Annotated in this window: 16 protein-coding genes; 6 read left to right on the top strand and 10 right to left on the bottom strand. The window is 70.7% G+C overall.

Going from position 1 to position 18,180, the window contains the following annotated elements:
- Positions 1-19: 19 nt before the first annotated feature.
- Both lysA and argS read right to left on the bottom strand, forming a co-directional pair.
- Positions 20-1,462, bottom strand: coding sequence for a diaminopimelate decarboxylase (gene lysA, locus LO763_RS03380; protein ID WP_230600541.1), 1,443 nt, complete (start codon positions 1,460-1,462; stop codon positions 20-22).
- Positions 1,462-3,111: an arginine--tRNA ligase gene (gene argS, locus LO763_RS03375; protein WP_230600540.1), complete on the bottom strand. Its 1,650-nt coding sequence runs from the start codon at positions 3,109-3,111 to the stop codon at positions 1,462-1,464. Before argS ends, lysA begins: the two co-directional genes overlap by 1 nt.
- A 104-nt stretch (positions 3,112-3,215) precedes the next feature.
- On the opposite strand from argS, the gene LO763_RS03370 reads away from it, so the two are divergent.
- The 5 genes from LO763_RS03370 to LO763_RS29550 all read left to right on the top strand — a co-directional run bounded on the left by LO763_RS03370 (position 3,216) and on the right by LO763_RS29550 (position 7,924).
- Positions 3,216-3,911: a thioredoxin-like domain-containing protein gene (locus LO763_RS03370; RefSeq protein WP_230600539.1), complete on the top strand. Its 696-nt coding sequence runs from the start codon at positions 3,216-3,218 to the stop codon at positions 3,909-3,911.
- A gap of 151 nt (positions 3,912-4,062) precedes the next feature.
- Positions 4,063-4,998 carry a DUF3105 domain-containing protein gene (locus LO763_RS03365; protein WP_230600538.1) on the top strand — a complete coding sequence of 312 codons (936 nt, stop codon included), beginning with the start codon at positions 4,063-4,065 and terminating at the stop codon, positions 4,996-4,998.
- An 85-nt stretch (positions 4,999-5,083) separates the two neighbouring features.
- Entirely contained in the window at positions 5,084-5,704 is a 621-nt protein-coding gene (locus LO763_RS03360; RefSeq protein ID WP_230600537.1) for a DUF305 domain-containing protein, read from the top strand.
- Positions 5,705-5,717: 13 nt separating this feature from the next.
- On the top strand, positions 5,718-6,374 hold the full coding sequence (locus tag LO763_RS03355; protein WP_230600536.1) for a hypothetical protein: 657 nt from the start codon (positions 5,718-5,720) through the stop codon (positions 6,372-6,374).
- A gap of 176 nt (positions 6,375-6,550) precedes the next feature.
- Complete coding sequence (locus tag LO763_RS29550) at positions 6,551-7,924, top strand: AAA family ATPase (RefSeq protein WP_230600535.1); 1,374 nt, start codon at positions 6,551-6,553, stop codon at positions 7,922-7,924.
- 147 nt (positions 7,925-8,071) lie between these two features.
- Here the strand turns inward: LO763_RS29550 and LO763_RS03345 are convergent, their stop codons facing one another.
- The 8 genes from LO763_RS03345 to glmU all read right to left on the bottom strand — a co-directional run bounded on the left by LO763_RS03345 (position 8,072) and on the right by glmU (position 16,879).
- Positions 8,072-9,370, bottom strand: a complete 1,299-nt coding sequence (locus LO763_RS03345) for a sulfate adenylyltransferase subunit 1 (RefSeq protein WP_230600534.1) — start codon at positions 9,368-9,370, stop codon at positions 8,072-8,074.
- Complete coding sequence (cysD, locus tag LO763_RS03340; RefSeq protein WP_230600533.1) at positions 9,370-10,272, bottom strand: sulfate adenylyltransferase subunit CysD; 903 nt, start codon at positions 10,270-10,272, stop codon at positions 9,370-9,372. Before cysD ends, LO763_RS03345 begins: the two co-directional genes overlap by 1 nt.
- Positions 10,273-10,349: 77 nt before the next feature.
- Positions 10,350-11,174: a 3'(2'),5'-bisphosphate nucleotidase CysQ gene (locus tag LO763_RS03335; RefSeq protein ID WP_230600532.1), complete on the bottom strand. Its 825-nt coding sequence runs from the start codon at positions 11,172-11,174 to the stop codon at positions 10,350-10,352.
- A 115-nt stretch (positions 11,175-11,289) separates the two neighbouring features.
- Positions 11,290-12,813, bottom strand: coding sequence for a sugar transferase (locus LO763_RS03330; RefSeq protein ID WP_230600531.1), 1,524 nt, complete (start codon positions 12,811-12,813; stop codon positions 11,290-11,292).
- Between the two features lie 129 nt (positions 12,814-12,942).
- The gene (pth, locus tag LO763_RS03325; RefSeq protein WP_230600530.1) at positions 12,943-13,533 is read right to left on the bottom strand and encodes an aminoacyl-tRNA hydrolase; all 591 of its coding nucleotides are present in this window, start codon (positions 13,531-13,533) and stop codon (positions 12,943-12,945) included.
- Positions 13,534-13,548: 15 nt separating this feature from the next.
- A complete protein-coding gene (locus tag LO763_RS03320) occupies positions 13,549-14,184 on the bottom strand; it encodes a 50S ribosomal protein L25/general stress protein Ctc (RefSeq protein WP_230600529.1) in 636 nt (211 codons plus the stop codon).
- 171 nt (positions 14,185-14,355) lie between these two features.
- Complete coding sequence (locus LO763_RS03315) at positions 14,356-15,339, bottom strand: ribose-phosphate diphosphokinase (RefSeq protein ID WP_230600528.1); 984 nt, start codon at positions 15,337-15,339, stop codon at positions 14,356-14,358.
- Positions 15,340-15,439: 100 nt separating this feature from the next.
- Complete coding sequence (glmU, locus tag LO763_RS03310; RefSeq protein ID WP_230600527.1) at positions 15,440-16,879, bottom strand: bifunctional UDP-N-acetylglucosamine diphosphorylase/glucosamine-1-phosphate N-acetyltransferase GlmU; 1,440 nt, start codon at positions 16,877-16,879, stop codon at positions 15,440-15,442.
- Between the two features lie 178 nt (positions 16,880-17,057).
- Here glmU and LO763_RS03305 point away from each other — a divergent pair, with 178 nt between their 5' ends.
- Complete coding sequence (locus LO763_RS03305; protein WP_230600526.1) at positions 17,058-18,167, top strand: sugar ABC transporter substrate-binding protein; 1,110 nt, start codon at positions 17,058-17,060, stop codon at positions 18,165-18,167.
- Positions 18,168-18,180 lie beyond the last annotated feature (13 nt).

Here is an 18,180-nt window from a genome sequence, read left to right as displayed (position 1 = left end):
GTGTGGCCGCGTGCGGTGCCTAGCCCAGGTCGAGTCGCAGTAGATCGTCGACGGTCTCCCGGGCCAGGATCACCCGCGCCTCGCCGTCCCGGACGGCGACGACCGGCGGGCGGGGCACGTGGTTGTAGTTCGAGCCCATGGAGCGGCAGTAGGCGCCGGTTCCAGGGACCGCGATCAGGTCTCCCGGCGCGATGTCGGCCGGCAGGAACTCATCTTTAACAACAATGTCGCCGGATTCGCAATGCTTTCCCACTACTCGGGCCAGTGCGGGCGTCGCAGTGGACGATCGCGAGGCGAGCGTCGCGGAGTAGGTCGCGTCGTAGAGCGCGGTGCGGATGTTGTCGCTGATGCCGCCGTCGATCGAGACGTAGAGGCGCGAGGCGCCTACCCGTCGCCCCCCGCCACCCGGATCGGACTGAAGACTCTGCCTTGCCGCCGACAGGGTCACCGGCTTGACGGTGCCCACCTCGTAGAGGGTGAACATCGTCGGGCCGACGAGGGCGCGGCCGGGCTCGAAGGACAGGCGCGGGACGTCGATGCCCGCCGCGGCGCACTCGTGCTCGACGATGCCGCGCAGGGAGGCGGCGATCGCGGCGGGCTCCTGCGGGTCGTCCTGGCTGGTGTAGGCCATGCCGAAGCCGCCGCCGAGGTCGAGCTCGGGCAGGACCGCGTCGTGGTCGGACTGGAGCTGCGCGTGGAGGCGCACGACGCGGGCGGCGGAGACCTCGAACGCGGCGGTGTCGAAGATCTGCGAGCCGATGTGCGAGTGCAGGCCGATGAGGTCGAGGTGCTCGGCGGCGATGACGCGGCGGGCGGCCTCGTAGGCGTCGCCGCCCGCGAGGGAGAAGCCGAACTTCTGGTCCTCGTGGGCGGTGGCGATGAACTCGTGGGTGTGGGCCTCGACGCCGACGTTGACGCGGACCATCACCTGGGGCCGCCTGCCGAGCTCCTCGGCGACGGCCTCGAGGCGCTCGATCTCCTGGAAGGAGTCGGCGACGATGCGGCCGACGCCGACCTCGACGGCCTGGTGGAGCTCGGCGAGGGACTTGTTGTTGCCGTGCAGGCCCAGGCGGGCCGGGTCGAGCCCGGCGGCGAGGGCCACGGCGAGCTCCCCGGCGGTGCAGACGTCGACGAAGAGGCCCTCTTCGGCGGCGGCGCGCAGCACGGCCTTGGAGCAGAACGCCTTGGAGGCGTAGAAGACGTCGGCGCCCTCGAAGGCCTCGGTCCAGGCGCGGCAGCGCGCCCGGAAGTCGTCCTCGTCGAAGACGTACGCGGGCGTGCCGAACTCGGCGGCGAGCTTCTCGGCCGAGAGGCCGCCGATGTGGAGCACGCCGCCGGAGCGCTCCACGTTCGCCGACCACAGGCCGGGGAGGAGGGCGTTGACGTCCTCGGGCACGCCGAGCCAGGACGGGCGCAGGGAGGCGAAGTCGCCGTGCAGGGCACCGGCTTCGTGGGTCCGCATCACATGCGCTCCGGGGCCGAGACGCCGAGCAGGCCGAGGGCGTTGGCGAGGACGACGCGGGTGGCGTCGACCAGCCAGAGGCGGGCCCGGTTGACGTCGGTGGTCTCCTCGTCGGGGAAGGGCAGGACGCGGCAGTCGTGCTGGAAGCGGTGGTAGGCCGCGGCCAGCTCCTCGGCGTAGCGGGCGACCCGGTGCGGCTCGCGCAGCTCGGCGGCCGAGGCGACCACGGCCGGGAACTCGGCGAGGGCCTTGAGCAGGTCCGACTCGCGCGGGTGGCTCAGGAGCGCGGCGTCGTAGGAGTCGCCGCGGTCGACGGCGCGGTCGGCGGCGTTGCGCAGGACGCCGTGGGTCCGCGAGTGGGCGTACTGCACGTAGTAGACCGGGTTCTCGTTGCCGTGCCTGGTCCACAGGTCGATGTCGAGGTCGATCGTCGAGTCGGCGGAGTAGCGGGTGAGGGCGTAGCGGGCGGCGTCGACGCCGACGGCCTCCACCACGTCGTTCAGGGTGATGATGTTCCCGGCCCGCTTCGACAGCCGGATCGGCTCGCCGCCGCGCAGCAGGTTCACGAACTGGCCGATGAGGATCTCCATCGTGCCCGGCTCGTCGCCGAAGGCCCGGCTGATCGCCTGCATCCGGCCGACGTAGCCGTGGTGGTCGGCGCCGAGCATGAACACGAGCTTCTCGAAGCCGCGCTCGCGCTTGTCGAGGTAGTAGGCGCAGTCCGAGGCGAAGTAGGTCCAGCCGCCCTTGGAGTTCTTGAGGACCCGGTCCTTGTCGTCGCCGAAGGTGGTCGTGCGCAGCCAGGTCGCGCCGTCGGCCTCGTAGACGTGGCCGAGGTCGGTCAGCCGCTGGACGGCGGTCTCGACCTCGCCCCGGTCGTGCATGCCCTTCTCGCTGAAGAACACGTCGAAGTGGGTGCCGAAGTCGGCGAGCGTGGTCTGGATGTCCTTGAGCATGAGGTCGAGGCCGACGGTCCGGAAGACCTCGAGCGGTTCGGCGGCGTCGAGCGCGTCGGGGCGCGCCTCGAGCACGTCGGCGGCGATCTCGTCGATGTAGGCGCCGACGTAGCCGTTCTCGGGGGTCGGCTCGTCCTTGGCGCGGGCGAGGAGGGACGCGGCGAAGTGGTCGATCTGGGCGCCGGCGTCGTTGACGTAGTACTCGGCGGTGAGCTTGGCGCCGGAGGCGCGCATGACCCGGGCCAGGGCGTCGCCCATGGCGGCCCAGCGGGTGCCGCCCGCGTGGATGGGGCCGGTCGGGTTCGCGGAGACGAACTCGAGGTTGGCGTAGACGCCCTCCATGGAGTTGTTGGTGCCGTACGCGTCCCCGGCGGCGACGATCTTCCCGGCGATGCCTCCGGCGGCGGCCGCGTCCACGGTGATGTTGAGGAAGCCCGGGCCGGCGATGTCGACCTTCGCGACGCCGTCGACCGCGGCGAGGTTCCCGGCGATCTTCTCCGCGAGGGCCCGCGGGTTGGTGCCGGCCTTCTTCGCGGTCTGGAGCGCGATGTTGGAGGCGTAGTCGCCGTGCTTGGGGTCCCTGGGTCGCTCCACCGCCGTCTGGGCGGGCAGTACGGCGGCGTCGAGGCCGAGGGCCTCGAAGGCATCGCGCGTAGCGGACAGCACTTTCTCTGCGAGCGTCTCAGGAGTCACCCGACAATCGTAGACTCCCCGCTTCGGCGCCCGCGAGTGATAAACACCGTTGTGGCCAGGGCCGGTAGGTTGTCTATTGGCAACTCCGACGGAAGGCCCCGAACATGCGCCCGCTTCGCACCCGCTGGACCGCGATCGTCCCCGTTCTCGCCCTGGCCGCGGCCGCGGCCTGCTCCTCCTCCCCCGCCGAGGAGACGGCGGAGGACGGCTCGGCCGCCGCCGAGCAGTCCGCGCAGGCCCCGGCCCCGATCGAGGGGGTGGAGAGCTTCTACGGCGAGTACGGCGACTACGTCACCGTGATCGCCGCGGTCCAGGCCGGCGAGGTCACCGCCGAGGACCTGGAGCACCCGTTCGTGGCGCAGCAGGACCACGTCGACGCCGCCGCGGGGTGGGACGGCGCGAACCCGGAGTACGAGCTGAGCCCGCCGGTGGGCGGGGACCACCTGAGCGTGTGGCAGACGTGCAACGGCTCGGTCTACGACGCGCCGCTGGTGGAGGGCAACGCCGTCCACTCCATGGAGCACGGCGCGGTGTGGCTGACCTACGACCCCGAGCTGGTCGACCAGGCGCACGTGGACGCGCTGGCGCTGCTCATCGGCGGGCGCGACTACTCGCTCATGAGCCCCTACCCGGGCCAGGGCGTCGCGGTCTCGCTCCAGTCCTGGGGCAACCGCTACCAGACCGAGGACCCGGCCGATCCGGTCATCGAGGAGTACCTGAACGTGTACATCCTCAACGAGCGGTTCAACCCGGAGGCGATGGCGACCTGCTCGGGCGGGAACACCGCGACGGCGCCGTAGCGGCCCGGAAGGCCTGCTTTCTTAGAACGCTCTAAGGAATCGTCGCAGCGCGACCGGGTAAGGTGGCGTACGCGAGCGGAAATCACACCGGGCCCTCCTCGGCGCCGCGAGCACTCATCCCGACGTCGACGAATAAGGCACTCTCCGCGAAATGGCATCCAAGAAGCAAACCGCCTCCAAGAGCGCCGGCAAAGGCTCTGGAACAGGCGCAGTCAAGAGCGACGGCAAGCCCGAGGACAAGAAGGCCCAGGACACCAAGGCCGCGAAGGCCGAGGGCAAGAAGTCCGAAGGCGTGAAGACCGAGGCCAAGAAGGCCCCGGCCAAGTCCTCCAAGGCGTCCGCTCGCAAGCCGGCCGGCAAGTCTTCCGCCACGACCGCCCCCGCCCGCGGCAAGGGCCGCGCCGTCCAGGTCAAGCAGCCCAAGCCGTGGGGCCTGATCTGGACCTTCACCGGCGTCGGCGTGGTCGCGCTCGGCCTCATCGGGGCCGCGATCTTCGTCGTCTGGGACCGCAGCCAGCCGCCGGAGGGCATCACCAGCTACTACGGCGACTACGCCAACGTCACCGAGGCCAAGGCGGCGATCGCCGACGGGGACATCACCGAGGAGGACCTCGAGAACCCCTGGGTCGTGCAGCAGACCCACGTCGACGGCGAGGACCCGGCCGCGGTCCCCGAGTACGAGGTCACCCCGCCCGCGGGCGGCAACCACCTGAGCCAGTGGCAGACCTGCACCGGCTCGGTCTACGACGCGCCCATCGTCGACGGCAACGCCGTCCACTCCCTCGAGCACGGCGCCGTGTGGCTGACCTACGACCCGGCACTGGTCGACGGCGACGGCATCGACCAGCTCGCCTCCAAGATCGAGGGCCGCGACTACTCGCTCATGAGCCCCTACCAGGACCTCGGCGTGGAGGTCTCCGTGCAGGCCTGGGGCGTCCAGTACCAGACGAGCGATCTGAACGACCCGAAGATCGACGAGTTCCTGGACTTCTACATCCAGAACTCCGACAACCTCGCGGAGATGAACGCGACCTGCTCCGGCGGCATCTCCACCACCATCGCCGACCAGCAGATGCCCACGGGCTGACGGCGAACCTTTCGAGTTCACACTCGTTAGGCATACGGGACGCGCGCGGGCGCTTCGGGGAGCGCCCGCCGAGAGAGGACGACGAATGAGCCGCTTGTGGCGCAGGCCGGCCGTACTGGTCGCGATCACCGCGGTGCTGATGCTCGCGGCCGGGATCGCGGTCGGCTGGGCGGCGAGCACGGCCGCCCCCGGCAACGACTCGGCCGAGGCCGGGTTCGCGCGGGACATGCAGACGCACCACCAGCAGGCCGTCGAGATGGCCATGTACGAGTGGCGGAACGGCTCGGACGAGGCGATGACGGCGATCGCGTACGACATCGCCACGTCCCAGAGCGCCGAGATCGGCATGTACCGCTCGTGGCTGCGCGACTGGGACGTGCAGCTCTCCAGCGGGAATCCGATGGCGTGGGCGGGCGAGGAGCACGAGCACGACACCGAGGAGGCGGGCGGCCTCATGCCGGGCATGGCCACCGACGAGGAGATGGCCGAGTTCAAGACCCTCACCGGCACCGACGCGGACGTCATGTTCGCGGAGCTGATGATCGCCCACCACATCGGCGGCATCGACATGGCCAAGGCCGCGCTGGAGCGCAGCGACAACGCGCTGGTGGTCGACGCGGCCCGGCGCTCGATCACCGTGCAGCAGTCCGACATCGACAACCTCCAAGGCCACCTCGACAACATCCTCTCCGCCGTCGAGCAGTAGGTAGGGATCCGTTGTGAGCCATGACGACTGGGGTCCGCGCTACGGCGACCCGTCGCATCCGACCACCGGGGAGCTCCCCCGCGTCGGAAACGGCCAGAGCACCGACGAGCTGCGCACGGTGCAGGTCGACACGGTCGCCGAGCCGCCCCGGCAGGAGTCGCGCTCGCGGTACCGCTACAGCTGGGAGACCTCGGCGCCGCGGCACACGAGCGAGCCGCCCGGGGAGCGGTCGGCGCCGCTCGCGGGCCGCGAGGGCTCAGTGCCGCGCTTCGCCGAGTCGCCGCCGCGGCCCGCCCCGGAAGACTCGCAGCCGCAGGTCAGGCCGGACGACACCGCGCAGTTCGCGCGGGTCGGGGACGGCCTGCGCGGATCGGTCGGGCCGGTGTCGGTCCAGGTCGACCACGTCCGCGTCCACGGCGGCACGGGCGGCGACACCCAGCTGCTCCCGACGGCGGCGTTCATGCGCCCGCAGCCGGAGGAGATCCCCGACGCGGTCGAGGCGCCGCAGCCGGAGCCGGGCACCGGCTCGATGCCGGCGATGCGCCACCAGATCGGCCCGGACTGGACCCAGATGCCCCTGCGCCTGCTCGCGGCCGCCGTCGTGGCGACCGCGGTCCTCGCCGCCTCGGCGGCGAGCCTGATCTACATCGGCAACTGGATCAACCCCTGACCCGCGGCGCTCGACCGCTCCTGACGTAGATCGTTCTGACGTAGAATTTTTTTACGTAAGAGATTTCTACCTCAGGAGCGTTCATGTTTAAAAGTCCGTTTATCGGAAGGACACGGGAGCTTCGAAGCCTCTCCCGCCGGATCGAATTGATCGAACGAGGGGGCGAAGGTCTGGCCGTGGCGGTCCGGGGCCGCCGCCAGGTCGGCAAGTCGCGCCTGGTCGAGCACTTCTGCCAGACCTCCGGTCTGCCGTACGCCTTCTTCCAGGCCGACCAGGGCAGCAGCCCGGCGCAGTCCATGCTCGACCTGCTCGAAGCCGTGCGCGGTTCCGACCTTCCCGGCGCCCTCGACCTGCCGAGGGCCCGGCCGGGCGACTGGCACGAGACCTTTCAGCTGCTGTCCCTCGCCGTTCCCGACGACACGCCTTCGATCCTGGTCATCGACGAGCTGCCCTGGCTGTTCCAGCAGGACAAGCGGCTGGAAGGAGTCCTCCAGACCGAGTGGGACCGTCGATTGAAACGGAAACCGCTGCTACTGATGCTCGTGGGCAGCGACATCCACATGATGGAGGCCTTCCTGGGGTACGACCGCCCGTTCTACGGGCGGGCCGAACCGATGACGGTCCGGCCGTTGAACCCCAGGGAGACCGCCGACGTCACGGGGACGACCGGATCGGTCGCGATCGACGCCCACCTCGTCACCGGCGGCTTCCCCGGCCTGTGCAGGACTTGGCCGCAGGGTTCCACCGCCGAGGAGTATCTCGCCGATCAGGTCGAGTTCCCCGAGAGTCCACTGTTCACGGTCGGCGCGCAGATGATCGCCTCGGAGTTCCCCTCCCCCGATCAGACCAGGCGGGTCCTGACCGCCATCGGGCACGGCTCCCGGAGTTTCAGGAACATCGCCACGACCGCCGGGGCCGATCCCGCCACACCGGTCAGCTCGGGCGCGTTGACGCCGATCCTGCATCGACTCACCGAAAAAGGCGCGGTCGCCGCAGACGAACCACTGGCCACCCTGCCCGGCAACGGCGGCAAGCTCTTCCGGATCGCCGACAGCTACCTGCGGCTCTACCTCGCCGTGCTCGCCGACGCCCACGCCGACTCCAGACGCGGCCGTGCCGATCTGGCCCTCGCGCGGTTCACCAGGCAGTGGGCGAGCTGGCGTGGACGCGCCGTGGAACCGCTGGTGCGCGAGGCGCTGTCGCAGGCCGAGGCGGCCGAGGGGTTCCCCTGGCGCGGAGCGGTGGAGGTCGGAGGCTGGTGGCCGCGGAACTTCAACCCGGAGATCGACCTCGTGGGGGCCGACCGGGCCCCGCGGGCCCGGCGGGTCCACTACACCGGCTCCGTCAAATGGCTCGGCACGCCGTTCGACCGCCGCGATCTCGCCAAGCTCACCGCCGATGCGGCGCAGGTGCCCGGAGCCGCACCGGGGGAGACCGGCCTGGCCGTGGTCAGCCTCTCAGGGATCGCGCCCGGAGTGCACGCCGACCTCATGTGGGGTCCGGACGACCTGCTCGAGGCCTGGAACCTTCCGGCCGCGGGCGAGCCCTGAACCGCGTGGAGCACACTGCCGGGTCGGGGTCCGTCCCCGGCACATGTCGTGCCCGCGGGGGCGATGAGGTCGAGGAGCGGCGCGCGGCTTGAGACTGGACGACGGAGGGCCCGACCACGTGCGGTCGGGCCCTCCGTGCTGCGGCGGTCAGACGATGATGCCCGCGCCCACGGTCCGGTTGTCGGCCTCGTCGATGACGATGAAGCCGCCGGTGGCGCGGTTGCGGCGGTAGTCGTCGCACAGGAGCGGTTTGGTGGTGCGCAGCGTGACGCGGCCGATCTCGTTGAGCCTCAGCTCGGTCGCCCCCTCGTCGCGGTGGAGCGTGTTGACGTCGAGCTGGTACTGGACGTCCTTCACGATCGCGCGGACGTCGCTCGTGGTGTGCTTCACGGCGTACTTGCCGCGCACCCGCAGCGGCCGGGCCTCGTCCATCCAGCAGACCATCGCCTCGATGTCCTGCGAGACGCGCGGCTGGTTCCCCGGGCGGCACAGCATGTCGCCGCGGGAGACGTCCAGCTCGTCCTCGAGGCGGACGGTCACCGACAGAGGCGGGAAGGCCTCCTCGATCGGGCCGTCGGCCGTCTCGATCGACGCGATCCGCGAGGTGAACCCGCTGGGGAGCACCGTGACCTCGTCGCCGGGCTTCATGACGCCCGAGGCGACCTGGCCCGCGTAGCCGCGGTAGTCGTGGTTGTCGCTGGAGTGCGGCCGGATCACGTGCTGGACCGGGAATCGCGCGTCCACGAGGTTGCGGTCCGACGCGATGTGGACCTTCTCCAGGTGGTGGAGCAGGCTCGGGCCCTGGAACCACGGCATGTTCTCGGAGCGGTTGACGACGTTGTCGCCCTTGAGCGCCGAGATCGGGATGACCGTGAGGTCGGGGATGTCGAGCTTGGTCGCGAACGCGGAGAACTCGTTCTCGATCTGCTTGAACGTCGCCTCGTCGTAGTCCACGAGGTCCATCTTGTTGACGCACAGGACCATGTGCGGCACCCGCAGCAGCGAGCACAGGAACGCGTGGCGCCGCGACTGCTCCACGAGGCCCTTGCGGGCGTCGACGAGGATCAGCGCCAGGTCGGCGGTCGAGGCGCCGGTGACCATGTTGCGCGTGTACTGGATGTGCCCGGGCGTGTCGGCGATGATGAACTTGCGCTCGGGCGTGGAGAAGTACCGGTACGCGACGTCGATCGTGATGCCCTGCTCGCGCTCCGAGCGCAGGCCGTCGGTGAGCAGGGCGAGGTCGGTGTACTCGTCGCCGCGGCCCGCCGAGACGGCCTCCACGGCGTCCCACTGGTCGTCGAAGAGCGCCTTCGAGTCGAACAGGAGGCGCCCGATGAGGGTCGACTTGCCGTCGTCCACCGAGCCGGCCGTGGCGAAGCGCAGCAGCTCGTGCGTGTCCTCGCGGGAGGCCCTGCTGTCCTCGCGGGGCGACATGGTGTCCGTCATCAGAAGTAGCCTTCCCGTTTGCGGTCTTCCATCGCGGCCTCGGAGGTCTTGTCGTCGCCGCGGGTCGCGCCGCGCTCGGTGACGCGGGTGGCGGCGACCTCGGCGATGATTTCCTCGATCGTGGTCGCGTCCGAGCGGACCCCCGCGGTGAGGGTCGCGTCGCCGACGGTCCGGTAGCGGATGGTCTCCGTGAAGACCCGCTCGCCCTCGCGCGGCGAGATGAACTCGTTGACGGCGTAGAGCATCCCGCCGCGGTCGACGACCTCGCGCTCGGCGGCGAAGTACACCTCGGGCAGCGGGATCGACTCGGAGCCGATGTAGCGCCACACGTCGAGCTCGGTCCAGTTCGACAGCGGGAACACGCGGATCTGCTCGCCCGGGTGGACCCGGCCGTTGTACAGGTTCCACAGCTCGGGCCGCTGGTTCTTGGGGTCCCACTGGCCGAAGTCGTCGCGGAAGGAGAACACGCGCTCCTTGGCGCGGGCCTTCTCCTCGTCGCGGCGGGCGCCGCCGAACAGGGCGTCGAACTGGTACTTCTCGGCGGCCTCCAGGAGCACGGGCGTCTGGATGCGGTTGCGGGTGCCGTCCGGCGGCTCGGTGACCATGCCGCGGTCGATCGCGTCCTGGACGGAGGCGACGAGGAGCTGGACGCCGGTGTCGGCGACCCGGCGGTCGCGGTAGTCGATGACCTCGGCGAAGTTCTGGCCGGTGTCGACGTGCATGACCGGGAACGGGACCGGGGCGGGCGCGAAGGCCTTCTGGGCCAGGTGCAGCATGACGATGCTGTCCTTGCCGCCGGAGAAGAGGAGCACGGGTCGCTGACAGGTGGCCGCGACCTCACGGAAGATGAAGATCGCCTCGGCCTCAAGCGCGGCGATGTGGCTGATGCGGTAATCGCTCACCGGCGCAGTGCTCCTCTCAGCTCACCCCGGAAGGGGCAGTGGTCTCGTGTTCGTGGTCCGGCGCTGGACCGGGTCGGTCAGTGCGTGGCTCGGATGGCGGCGAGCAGCGGCTCGGCCAGGTCGGGGCGGCAGACCAGCAGGTCCGGCAGGTACGGGTCGGGGTTGTTGTACCGCAGGGGGGCGCCGTCGATCCGGCTGGCGTGCCAGCCGGAGGCGAGGGCCACCCCGACGGGGGCGGCGGAGTCCCACTCGAACTGCCCGCCGGCGTGCACGTAGGCGTCGACGGTGCCGGCGACGACGGCCATGACCTTGGCGCCGGCCGAGCCCATGGGGACGAGTTCGGCCCCGAGGGCGGCCTGGGCCGCGGCGGCCTCGGCGGGCGGGCGGGTGCGGGAGACCGCGATGCGCGGCGCCCCGGCGCGCGCGGAGGGCACGGGGCGGGGCCGGTCGGTGCGCAGGGTCGCGTGCTGCGCGGGGAGGGCGACGGCCGAGGCGGTGAGGCCGAGGCCCCGCTGCCACAGGGCGACGTGCACGGCCCAGTCGTCGCGGCCCTCCTCGGCGAACTCGCGGGTGCCGTCGAGCGGGTCGATGATCCAGACGCGGTCGGCGTCGAGGCGGGCGGTGCCGACGCGGCCGGTCTCGCCCTCGCCCTCCTCGGAGAGGACGGCGTCGCCGGGCCGCTCGGCGGCGAGTCGCCCGAGCAGGTAGTCGTCGGCCCGGCGGTCGCCGGTGTCCTTGAGGGCGCGCGGGTCGGCGAAGCCGAGTTCGGCCCGGAGCTTCATGAGCAGCTCCCCCGCGCCCGTCGCGAGCTCGGCCGCGAAGGCCGTGTCGGCGGGCGCGGCGGCCTCGGGCGAGGCGGTGGGAACTCCGGTCTTCGGGGCGGAGTCGGGGGAGGCGTGCATGCCGGTCAGTCTACGCTGCGGCGCAGCGCCGTCCAAATGTTGAGCGATGCGGTCCCGCGATATGGAAGTCATGGTGGTCCTTCTGTGCGGTGGGGCGTGGTTGCGGGCGGGCGCCTCAGTAGGCGCCGCTGGGCCTGAGGATCGCGGCGACGGTGCGCAGCAGGATGACGAAGTCGAGCGTGAGGTTCCAGTGCTCGACGTAGCGCAGGTCGAGGCGCACGGCCTCCTCCCACGGCAGGTCCGAGCGGCCCGAGACCTGCCACAGGCCGGTCATGCCGGGCTTGACGGCGAGGCGGCGGCGCATGTCGCTCTCGTAGGCGGCGACCTCGACCGCGAGCGGCGGGCGCGGGCCGACCAGGCTCATGTCGCCGCGCAGGACGTTCACCAGCTGCGGGAACTCGTCGATGGAGAAGCGGCGCAGGTACTTCCCCACGCCGGTGATGCGCGGGTCGTCCTTCATCTTGAACAGGACGCCGTCGCCCTCGTTGAGGTGCGCGATGGCGGCGAGGCGGCGCTCGGCGTCCACGTGCATGGTGCGGAACTTCCAGATGGTGAACGGGTGGCCGTCCTTGCCGATGCGCTCTTGCTTGAACAGGGCCGGGCCCGGGGAGGTGCAGCGGATGAGCAGGGCCGCGCCGAGCAGCAGCGGCGAGAGCGCCAGGAGGAGGGCGGCGGCGCCGACGCGGTCGACGGCGTCCTTGGCGACGCGGCGCACCCCGGTGAGGCGGGCGTGGTCGAGGTGGAGCATCGGCAGGCCGTCGACGGGGCGGACGGTGGTGCGGTCGCCGGCCACGTCCACGAGCGCGGAGGCCACGATGAGGTCGACCTCGCTGCGCTCGAGCCTCCAGGCCAGGCGCCGCAGGGCCTGCCCGTCGATCTCGGGGCAGGACAGGACGATCACGGTGTCGGCGCGCTCGGCGGCCACGGCCTCGTCGATGCGGTCGAAGCTGCCGCGCACCCGGGTGTCGAAGTCCAGGAGCGCCCCCTGGGACCGCTCGGTGGGCAGGCAGGCCGCGACGACCTTGAGGCCGTGGTAGTGCTCGCGGCGCAGCTGCACGATGAGCGCGGCCACCGAGCTCTCGTGGCCCACCAGGACCACGCGCTTCATGCAGCGGCCGCCGCGGCGCATCGCGTGCAGCCACTTGCGCCACGCGAAGCGGGCGGTGATGGAGACCGCCGCGGCGGTGGGGATCGCGATGAGGACGAACACGCGCGAGGTCGGCAGTTCGAGGCCGTAGGAGACGATCGCGACCGCGGCGGTGAGCGCGACCGCGGCGTGGACGATGCGCTGGTACTCCTCGGTGCCCACGAACAGGTACCGCTTCTCGAAGGCGCGGGAGAGGCCGAGCGCGCCGATCCACACGGCGGGCAGGGCGATGAGCGCCAGGGCGTAGACGCGGCTGTGCGGGTCCAGGTGGCCGAACCGGGCGAGGAACGCCAGGCCGGCGCCGAGGAGGCCCGCGGCGATGTCGGAGGCGATGATCCCGACGAAGTACTTGCGCTGCCAGGCCGGAGGCCCGCTGTAGGGCCGGGTTCCCGGTGGGACCACGGCGTAGACGCGGCCCTGCTCGGGCGCCTCGGCTCCGCTCGCCCGCGCTCCCGGTGCCGCCGGGGACGCCGTCTGATCTGTCTCGACCACTGTCACGACCGGTCTAACGACCGAATGAACAAGGAGTGACGGCTTTGTCACACTACGGCATACACGAGGGACGGTCCATTATCGCGGGCCGTCCCGGATCGCCTTGCGGTGCAGCAGGTTTGCAGAGGACTATTCGTTGGGCGCGTTGACGGCGTTCTGCGCCGTCACGAAGCCCTTCTCGATGATCGCCTCGACCGCGTCGGCGGCCAGCTCGATGTTCAGGTCCACTTCGGTCCGCTCGGACTTGGCGAAGTCCTTGAGGACGTAGTCGGCCGCGTCCTGGCGGCCGGGCGGGCGCCCGATGCCGAACCGGACCCGGGCGTAGTCCTTGGTGCCCAGGACCTTCGTGAGCGAGCGCAGGCCGTTGTGGCCGCCTTCGCCGCCGCCGCGCTTGATGCGGATCCGGCCGAAGGGGATGTCGAGCTCGTCGTGGACGGCGATCACCGACTCGGGGGCGATCCCGAAGTACTGGGCGAGCGGCCCGACGGACTCGCCGGAGAGGTTCATGTACGTCATGGGCTTGACGAGGACGACGCGAGGCCCGCCTACCCCCAGGCGGGCCTCGCAGACTTCGGCGCGGGCCTTGCGGGCCACGGCGAAACGACCGCCGACGCGCTTCGCGAGCGCGTCGACGACCATGAAACCGACATTGTGGCGGTTCGCGGCGTACTTCGGCCCGGGATTGCCCAGGCCGGCCACGAGCGTCGGGGTGTCGGTCATGTCGAGAATCCGATACTACTCGGCGGGCGCGGCGGCGTCCTCGGCCTCGCCCTCAGCGTCCTCGGCGGGCTCCTCGCCGCGGGGCTCGCTGACGGTGGCCAGCACCTGCTCGCCGTCGGTGAGGACGGTGATGCCCTTGGGCACCTCGATCTCGGAGACGAGTCGCTGCGAGCCGATGGCCAGGCCCTCGATGCTCACCTCGATGGACTCGGGGATGTGGGTGGCCTCGGCCTCGACCGACAGCGTGTTCAGCTCGTGCACGACCAGGCCGCCCTTCTCCACCTCGCCGGTGAAGGAGATCGGGATGTCGGTGGTGATGGTCTCGCCGCGGCGGACGATGAGCAGGTCGGCGTGGACGATCTCGTCGCGGATCGGGTCGCGCTGGATGTCCTTGGGGATCACCAGCTCGCGGGTGCCGTCGGTGACCTCGACCTGGATGAGCTGGTTGGCGCCGCCCTTGCGGATGGCGGCGGCGAGCTCGAGCCCGGGAAGGGAAATGTGGCGCGGCTTCTCGCCGTGGCCGTAGACCACCGCGGGAACCTTTCCAGCCCTGCGCGTACGGCGGGCACCGCCCTTCCCGAAGTCAGTGCGAGGCTCTGCGCTGATACGAACTTCGGACACGGAAATACTCCCCTGTTTTTCAAGCAACATTTCATGCGGCGCTCGACGCTCACGTCGGCATTCGGAAGGGCAGGCAGCCCTGAAGAGACCTACGCCTTTGCGTCGATTACGGCGCCCTCTGGAGGACACCCTCGCCGTCGGCAACCCCACCAGAGTACTACGCGCGTCAGATCCGCCTTGACACGGGCATCGCAGTGTGATTTACGAGAGGCCGCCGAACAGGGTCGTGACGGAGCCGTCGTTGAAGACCTCCCAGATGGCCTTGGCCACGAGCGGGGCGATCGACAGGACCGTGAGCTTCTCGAGGTCCGCGGCCTCCTTGGGGAGCGGGAGGGTGTTGGTGACGATGACCTCGCTGACCGGGGCGGCGGCCAGGCGCTCGGCGGCGGGGCCGGACATGATCGGGTGGGTCGAGGCGATGACGATGTCCTCGACGCCCGACTCGTGGAGCATCTCGGCGGCGGAGCAGATGGTGCCGGCGGTGTCGATCATGTCGTCGATGAGCAGGCAGGTGCGGCCCTCGACGTCGCCGACGACCTTGTGCGCGACCACCTGGTTGGGCTTGAGCGGGTCGCGGGTCTTGTGCACGAAGGCGATGGGGCAGCCGCCGAGGCGGTCGGACCAGCGCTCCGCGAGGCGCACGCGCCCGGTGTCGGGCGAGACGATCGCCATCTGGCGGTCGGCGTACTTCTCCTCGACGTAGCGGGCGAGGGTGCCCATGGCGAAGAGGTGGTCGACGGGCCCGTCGAAGAAGCCCTGGATCTGCGCGGTGTGCAGGTCGACGGTGAGGATGCGGTCGGCGCCGGCGGTCTTGAACATGTCGGCGATGAGCCGCGCCGAGATCGGCTCGCGGCCCTGGTGCTTCTTGTCCTGGCGCGCGTACGGGTAGAACGGCAGCACGACCGTGATGCGCTTGGCGGAGCCGCGCTTGAGCGCGTCGATCATGATGAGGGTCTCCATGACCCACTCGTTGATCGGCGCGGGCATGGACTGGACGACGAAGGCGTCGCAGCCGCGGACGGACTCCTGGTACCGGACGAAGAGCTCGCCGTTGGCGAACGAGTAGGCGCTCATCGGGGTCGGCGCGACCCCGAGGTGCCTGCCGATCTCCTCAGCCAGCTCCGGGTAGCCGCGCCCGGAGAACAGCATGAGCATCTTGGAGTTGACAGCGGACATGCTCGCCATGACGTGGGCTCCCCCATAGGTCGTCTCACCTGAACCTCGACGGTTCCAGTGTCCCCGACCCGGCCCGAAAGCGCGAGGGGCCCGGGCGTTTAGTGTCGCGTCACGCTTCGGCCACTCCCGCCTCACCTTTCGCTCGCCTTGCTGCTTTGTCGGAGACGGTGCCGGGGCGCTTCTTGGCGACCCAGTCCTCCAGCGAGGCCTGGCGGGCGCGGGCGACGCCGAGGTCGCCGGGGTCGACGTCCTTGACGATGGTGGAGCCGGCGGCGACGTAGGCGCCGTCGCCGATCGCGACGGGGGCGACCAGCACCGAGTCGCAGCCGATGAAGGCGCCTTCGCCGATCTCGGTGCGGTGCTTGCTGACGCCGTCGTAGTTGGCGGTGATGACGCCGCAGCCGATGTTGGCGTCGGCGCCGACGGCCGCGTCGCCGAGGTAGGCGAGGTGGTTGGCCTTGGCGCCGGGGCCGATCTCGGCGTTCTTGGTCTCCACGAACGCGCCGACCTTGGCCTTCTCGGCGAGCTTGGAGGCCGGGCGCAGGTGCGCGAAGGGGCCGACGTGGGCGTTCTCGCCGATGGTGGCCTGGTCGGCGTGGGAGCGGACGACGACCGCGCCCGCGCCGACGATGGTGTCGGTGAGGGTGGTGTCGGGGCCGATCTCGGCGCCGGAGTCGACGGCGGTGGCGCCCTTGAGCTGGACGCCGGGGCGGACGAGCACGTCGGGGGCGACCTTGGCGGTGGCGTCGATCCAGGTGGTGTCGGGGTCCTCCATGGTGACGCCGGCCTTCATCAGCTCGGTGTTGATGCGCCTCTGGAGGATGCGGCGCAGGGCGGCGAGCTGGGCGCGGTCGTTGCAGCCGAGGACCTCGGTGGGGTCGTCGACGACGACGGCGCCGACGGGGTGGCCGGCCTCGCGGGCGAGCTCGATGACGTCGGTGAGGTAGAGCTCGCCCTGGTCGTTGGCGGTGTCGAGCTTGAAGAGCTGCTCGCGCAGGACCTCGGCGTCGAAGGCGTAGGTGCCGGAGTTGATCTCGCGGATGGCGAGCTCGGCGAGGTCGGCGTCGCGGTGCTCGACGTTGCGCAGCACGTTGCCCTCGCCGTCGCGCACGATGCGGCCGAAGCCGCTGGGGTCCTCGACCTCGGCGGTGAGGACGGTGACGGCCTGGCGGGTCTTCTCGTGGACCTCGACGAGCTCGGCGAGGGTGTCGGGCCGCAGGAGGGGGGTGTCGCCGCAGGCGACGATGACGGTCCCGGCGAGGTCGGGGAAGGCCTCGACGGCGGTGCGCACGGCGTGGCCGGTGCCGAGCTGCTCGGCCTGGAGGACGGTGGCGGCGTCGGGGGCGGCCTCGTCGAGGAAGGCGGTGACCTGGTCGGCGGCGGCGCCGACGACGACGATGCGCTGGTCGGGCCCGATGGCGCGCGTGGCCTGGAGGACGTGGCCCAGGAGGGGCCGGCCCAGCATCTCGTGCAGCATCTTGGGTTTCGAGGACTTCATGCGGGTGCCCAGGCCAGCGGCCAGGATGATCGCCGAACGCTCACTGCTCATGATGGGCCATGGTAGCCGGTGGCGCCGGGGTGAACGGCCCGGGCCGCCGAAGCGGACCGGATGTCCGCCATTACCGAATCGTTACCGATGGCATGCGCTATCCACTCCCGCGAGACTTGTGCGACCTTCGTCACGCATCATATGTTGCAGTCAACAACAAATCTCGGAGGTACCTCTCATGCACCTTCTCAGAAGCCGCTCCACCCGATCCAGGGCCCGCGCCGCCCTCGGCGCGACCGCCGCCGCGGCCCTCGCCCTCACCCTCGCCGCCTGCTCCCAGGAGGACTCCGGCGGCGACGGGGACACGCCGCTCATCGGCGTCATCCTCCCCGACTCGGCCTCCTCCGACCGCTGGGAGACCGCCGACCGCAAGTACCTCCAGGAGGCCTTCGAGGCCGCCGGGGTCGACTACGACATCCAGAACGCCCAGGGCAGCCGCGAGGACTTCCAGACCATCGCCGACCAGATGCTCACCAGCGGCGTCGACGTCCTGGTCACCGTGAACCTCGACTCCGGCACCGGCAAAACCGTCATCGAGAAGGCCAAGTCCCAGGGCGTGGCCACCATCGACTACGACCGCCTCACCGAGGACGGCGGCGCCGACTACTACGTGAGCTTCGACAACGAGCAGGTCGGCGTCTTCCAGGGCGAAGGCCTCGCCGCCTGCCTCGAGGGCGTCGAGACCCCCCTCGTGGCCGAGCTCAACGGCTCCCCCACCGACAACAACGCGACCCTGTTCAAGAACGGCTACGACTCCGTGCTCGACCCGCTCTACGCCGACGGCACCTTCGAGAAGGGCCCCGACGAGTGGGTGCCCGACTGGGACAACGCCGAGGGCGGCACGCTGTTCGAGCAGATGCTCACCTCCACCGGCGACGAGATCGACGGCGTCCTCGCCGCCAACGACGACCTCGCCCACGCCGTGATCACCGTCCTCCAGCGCAAGAACCTCAACGGGACCATCCCGGTCACCGGCCAGGACGCGACCATCCAGGGCCTCCAGAACATCCTCACCGGCGACCAGTGCATGACCGTGTACAAGCCCGTCAAGCAGGAGGCCGACGCCGCCGCCGAACTGGCCATCGCCCTGGCGAACGGCGAGAAGCCAAGCACCGAGGGCAGCGTGGTCGACCCGATCAGCTCCGAGGAGGTCCCGGCCGTGCTCCTGGAGTCCATCCCCGTCACCGTCGAGAACATCCAGGCCGTCGTCGACGACGGCTACGCCGACCCGGCCGAGCTGTGCGCCGACGACTACGCGGACCTGTGCGCCCAGCACGGGATCGGTTAGGGGGCCAGACACG

The sequence above is a fragment of the Glycomyces amatae genome (assembly GCF_020991375.1).
In the GTDB taxonomy this organism is placed as follows: Bacteria; Actinomycetota; Actinomycetes; order Mycobacteriales; family Micromonosporaceae; genus Glycomyces; species Glycomyces amatae.
This window is presented reverse-complemented; position numbering and strand designations above follow the sequence as displayed.

Bases quoted from the DNA above. Each gene is read 5' to 3' on its own strand.
- LO763_RS03305 (WP_230600526.1), top strand. From the start codon at position 17,058: ATGCACCTTCTCAGAAGCCGCTCCACCCGATCCAGGGCCCGCGCCGCC.
- LO763_RS03365 (WP_230600538.1), top strand. From the start codon at position 4,063: ATGGCATCCAAGAAGCAAACCGCCTCCAAGAGCGCCGGCAAAGGCTCT.
- glmU (WP_230600527.1), bottom strand. From the start codon at position 16,879: ATGAGCAGTGAGCGTTCGGCGATCATCCTGGCCGCTGGCCTGGGCACC.
- pth (WP_230600530.1), bottom strand. From the start codon at position 13,533: ATGACCGACACCCCGACGCTCGTGGCCGGCCTGGGCAATCCCGGGCCG.
- LO763_RS03370 (WP_230600539.1), top strand. From the start codon at position 3,216: ATGCGCCCGCTTCGCACCCGCTGGACCGCGATCGTCCCCGTTCTCGCC.
- LO763_RS03335 (WP_230600532.1), bottom strand. From the start codon at position 11,174: ATGCACGCCTCCCCCGACTCCGCCCCGAAGACCGGAGTTCCCACCGCC.
- LO763_RS03345 (WP_230600534.1), bottom strand. From the start codon at position 9,370: ATGACGGACACCATGTCGCCCCGCGAGGACAGCAGGGCCTCCCGCGAG.
- LO763_RS03315 (WP_230600528.1), bottom strand. From the start codon at position 15,339: ATGGCGAGCATGTCCGCTGTCAACTCCAAGATGCTCATGCTGTTCTCC.
- LO763_RS03360 (WP_230600537.1), top strand. From the start codon at position 5,084: ATGAGCCGCTTGTGGCGCAGGCCGGCCGTACTGGTCGCGATCACCGCG.
- lysA (WP_230600541.1), bottom strand. From the start codon at position 1,462: ATGCGGACCCACGAAGCCGGTGCCCTGCACGGCGACTTCGCCTCCCTG.
- LO763_RS03320 (WP_230600529.1), bottom strand. From the start codon at position 14,184: ATGTTGCTTGAAAAACAGGGGAGTATTTCCGTGTCCGAAGTTCGTATC.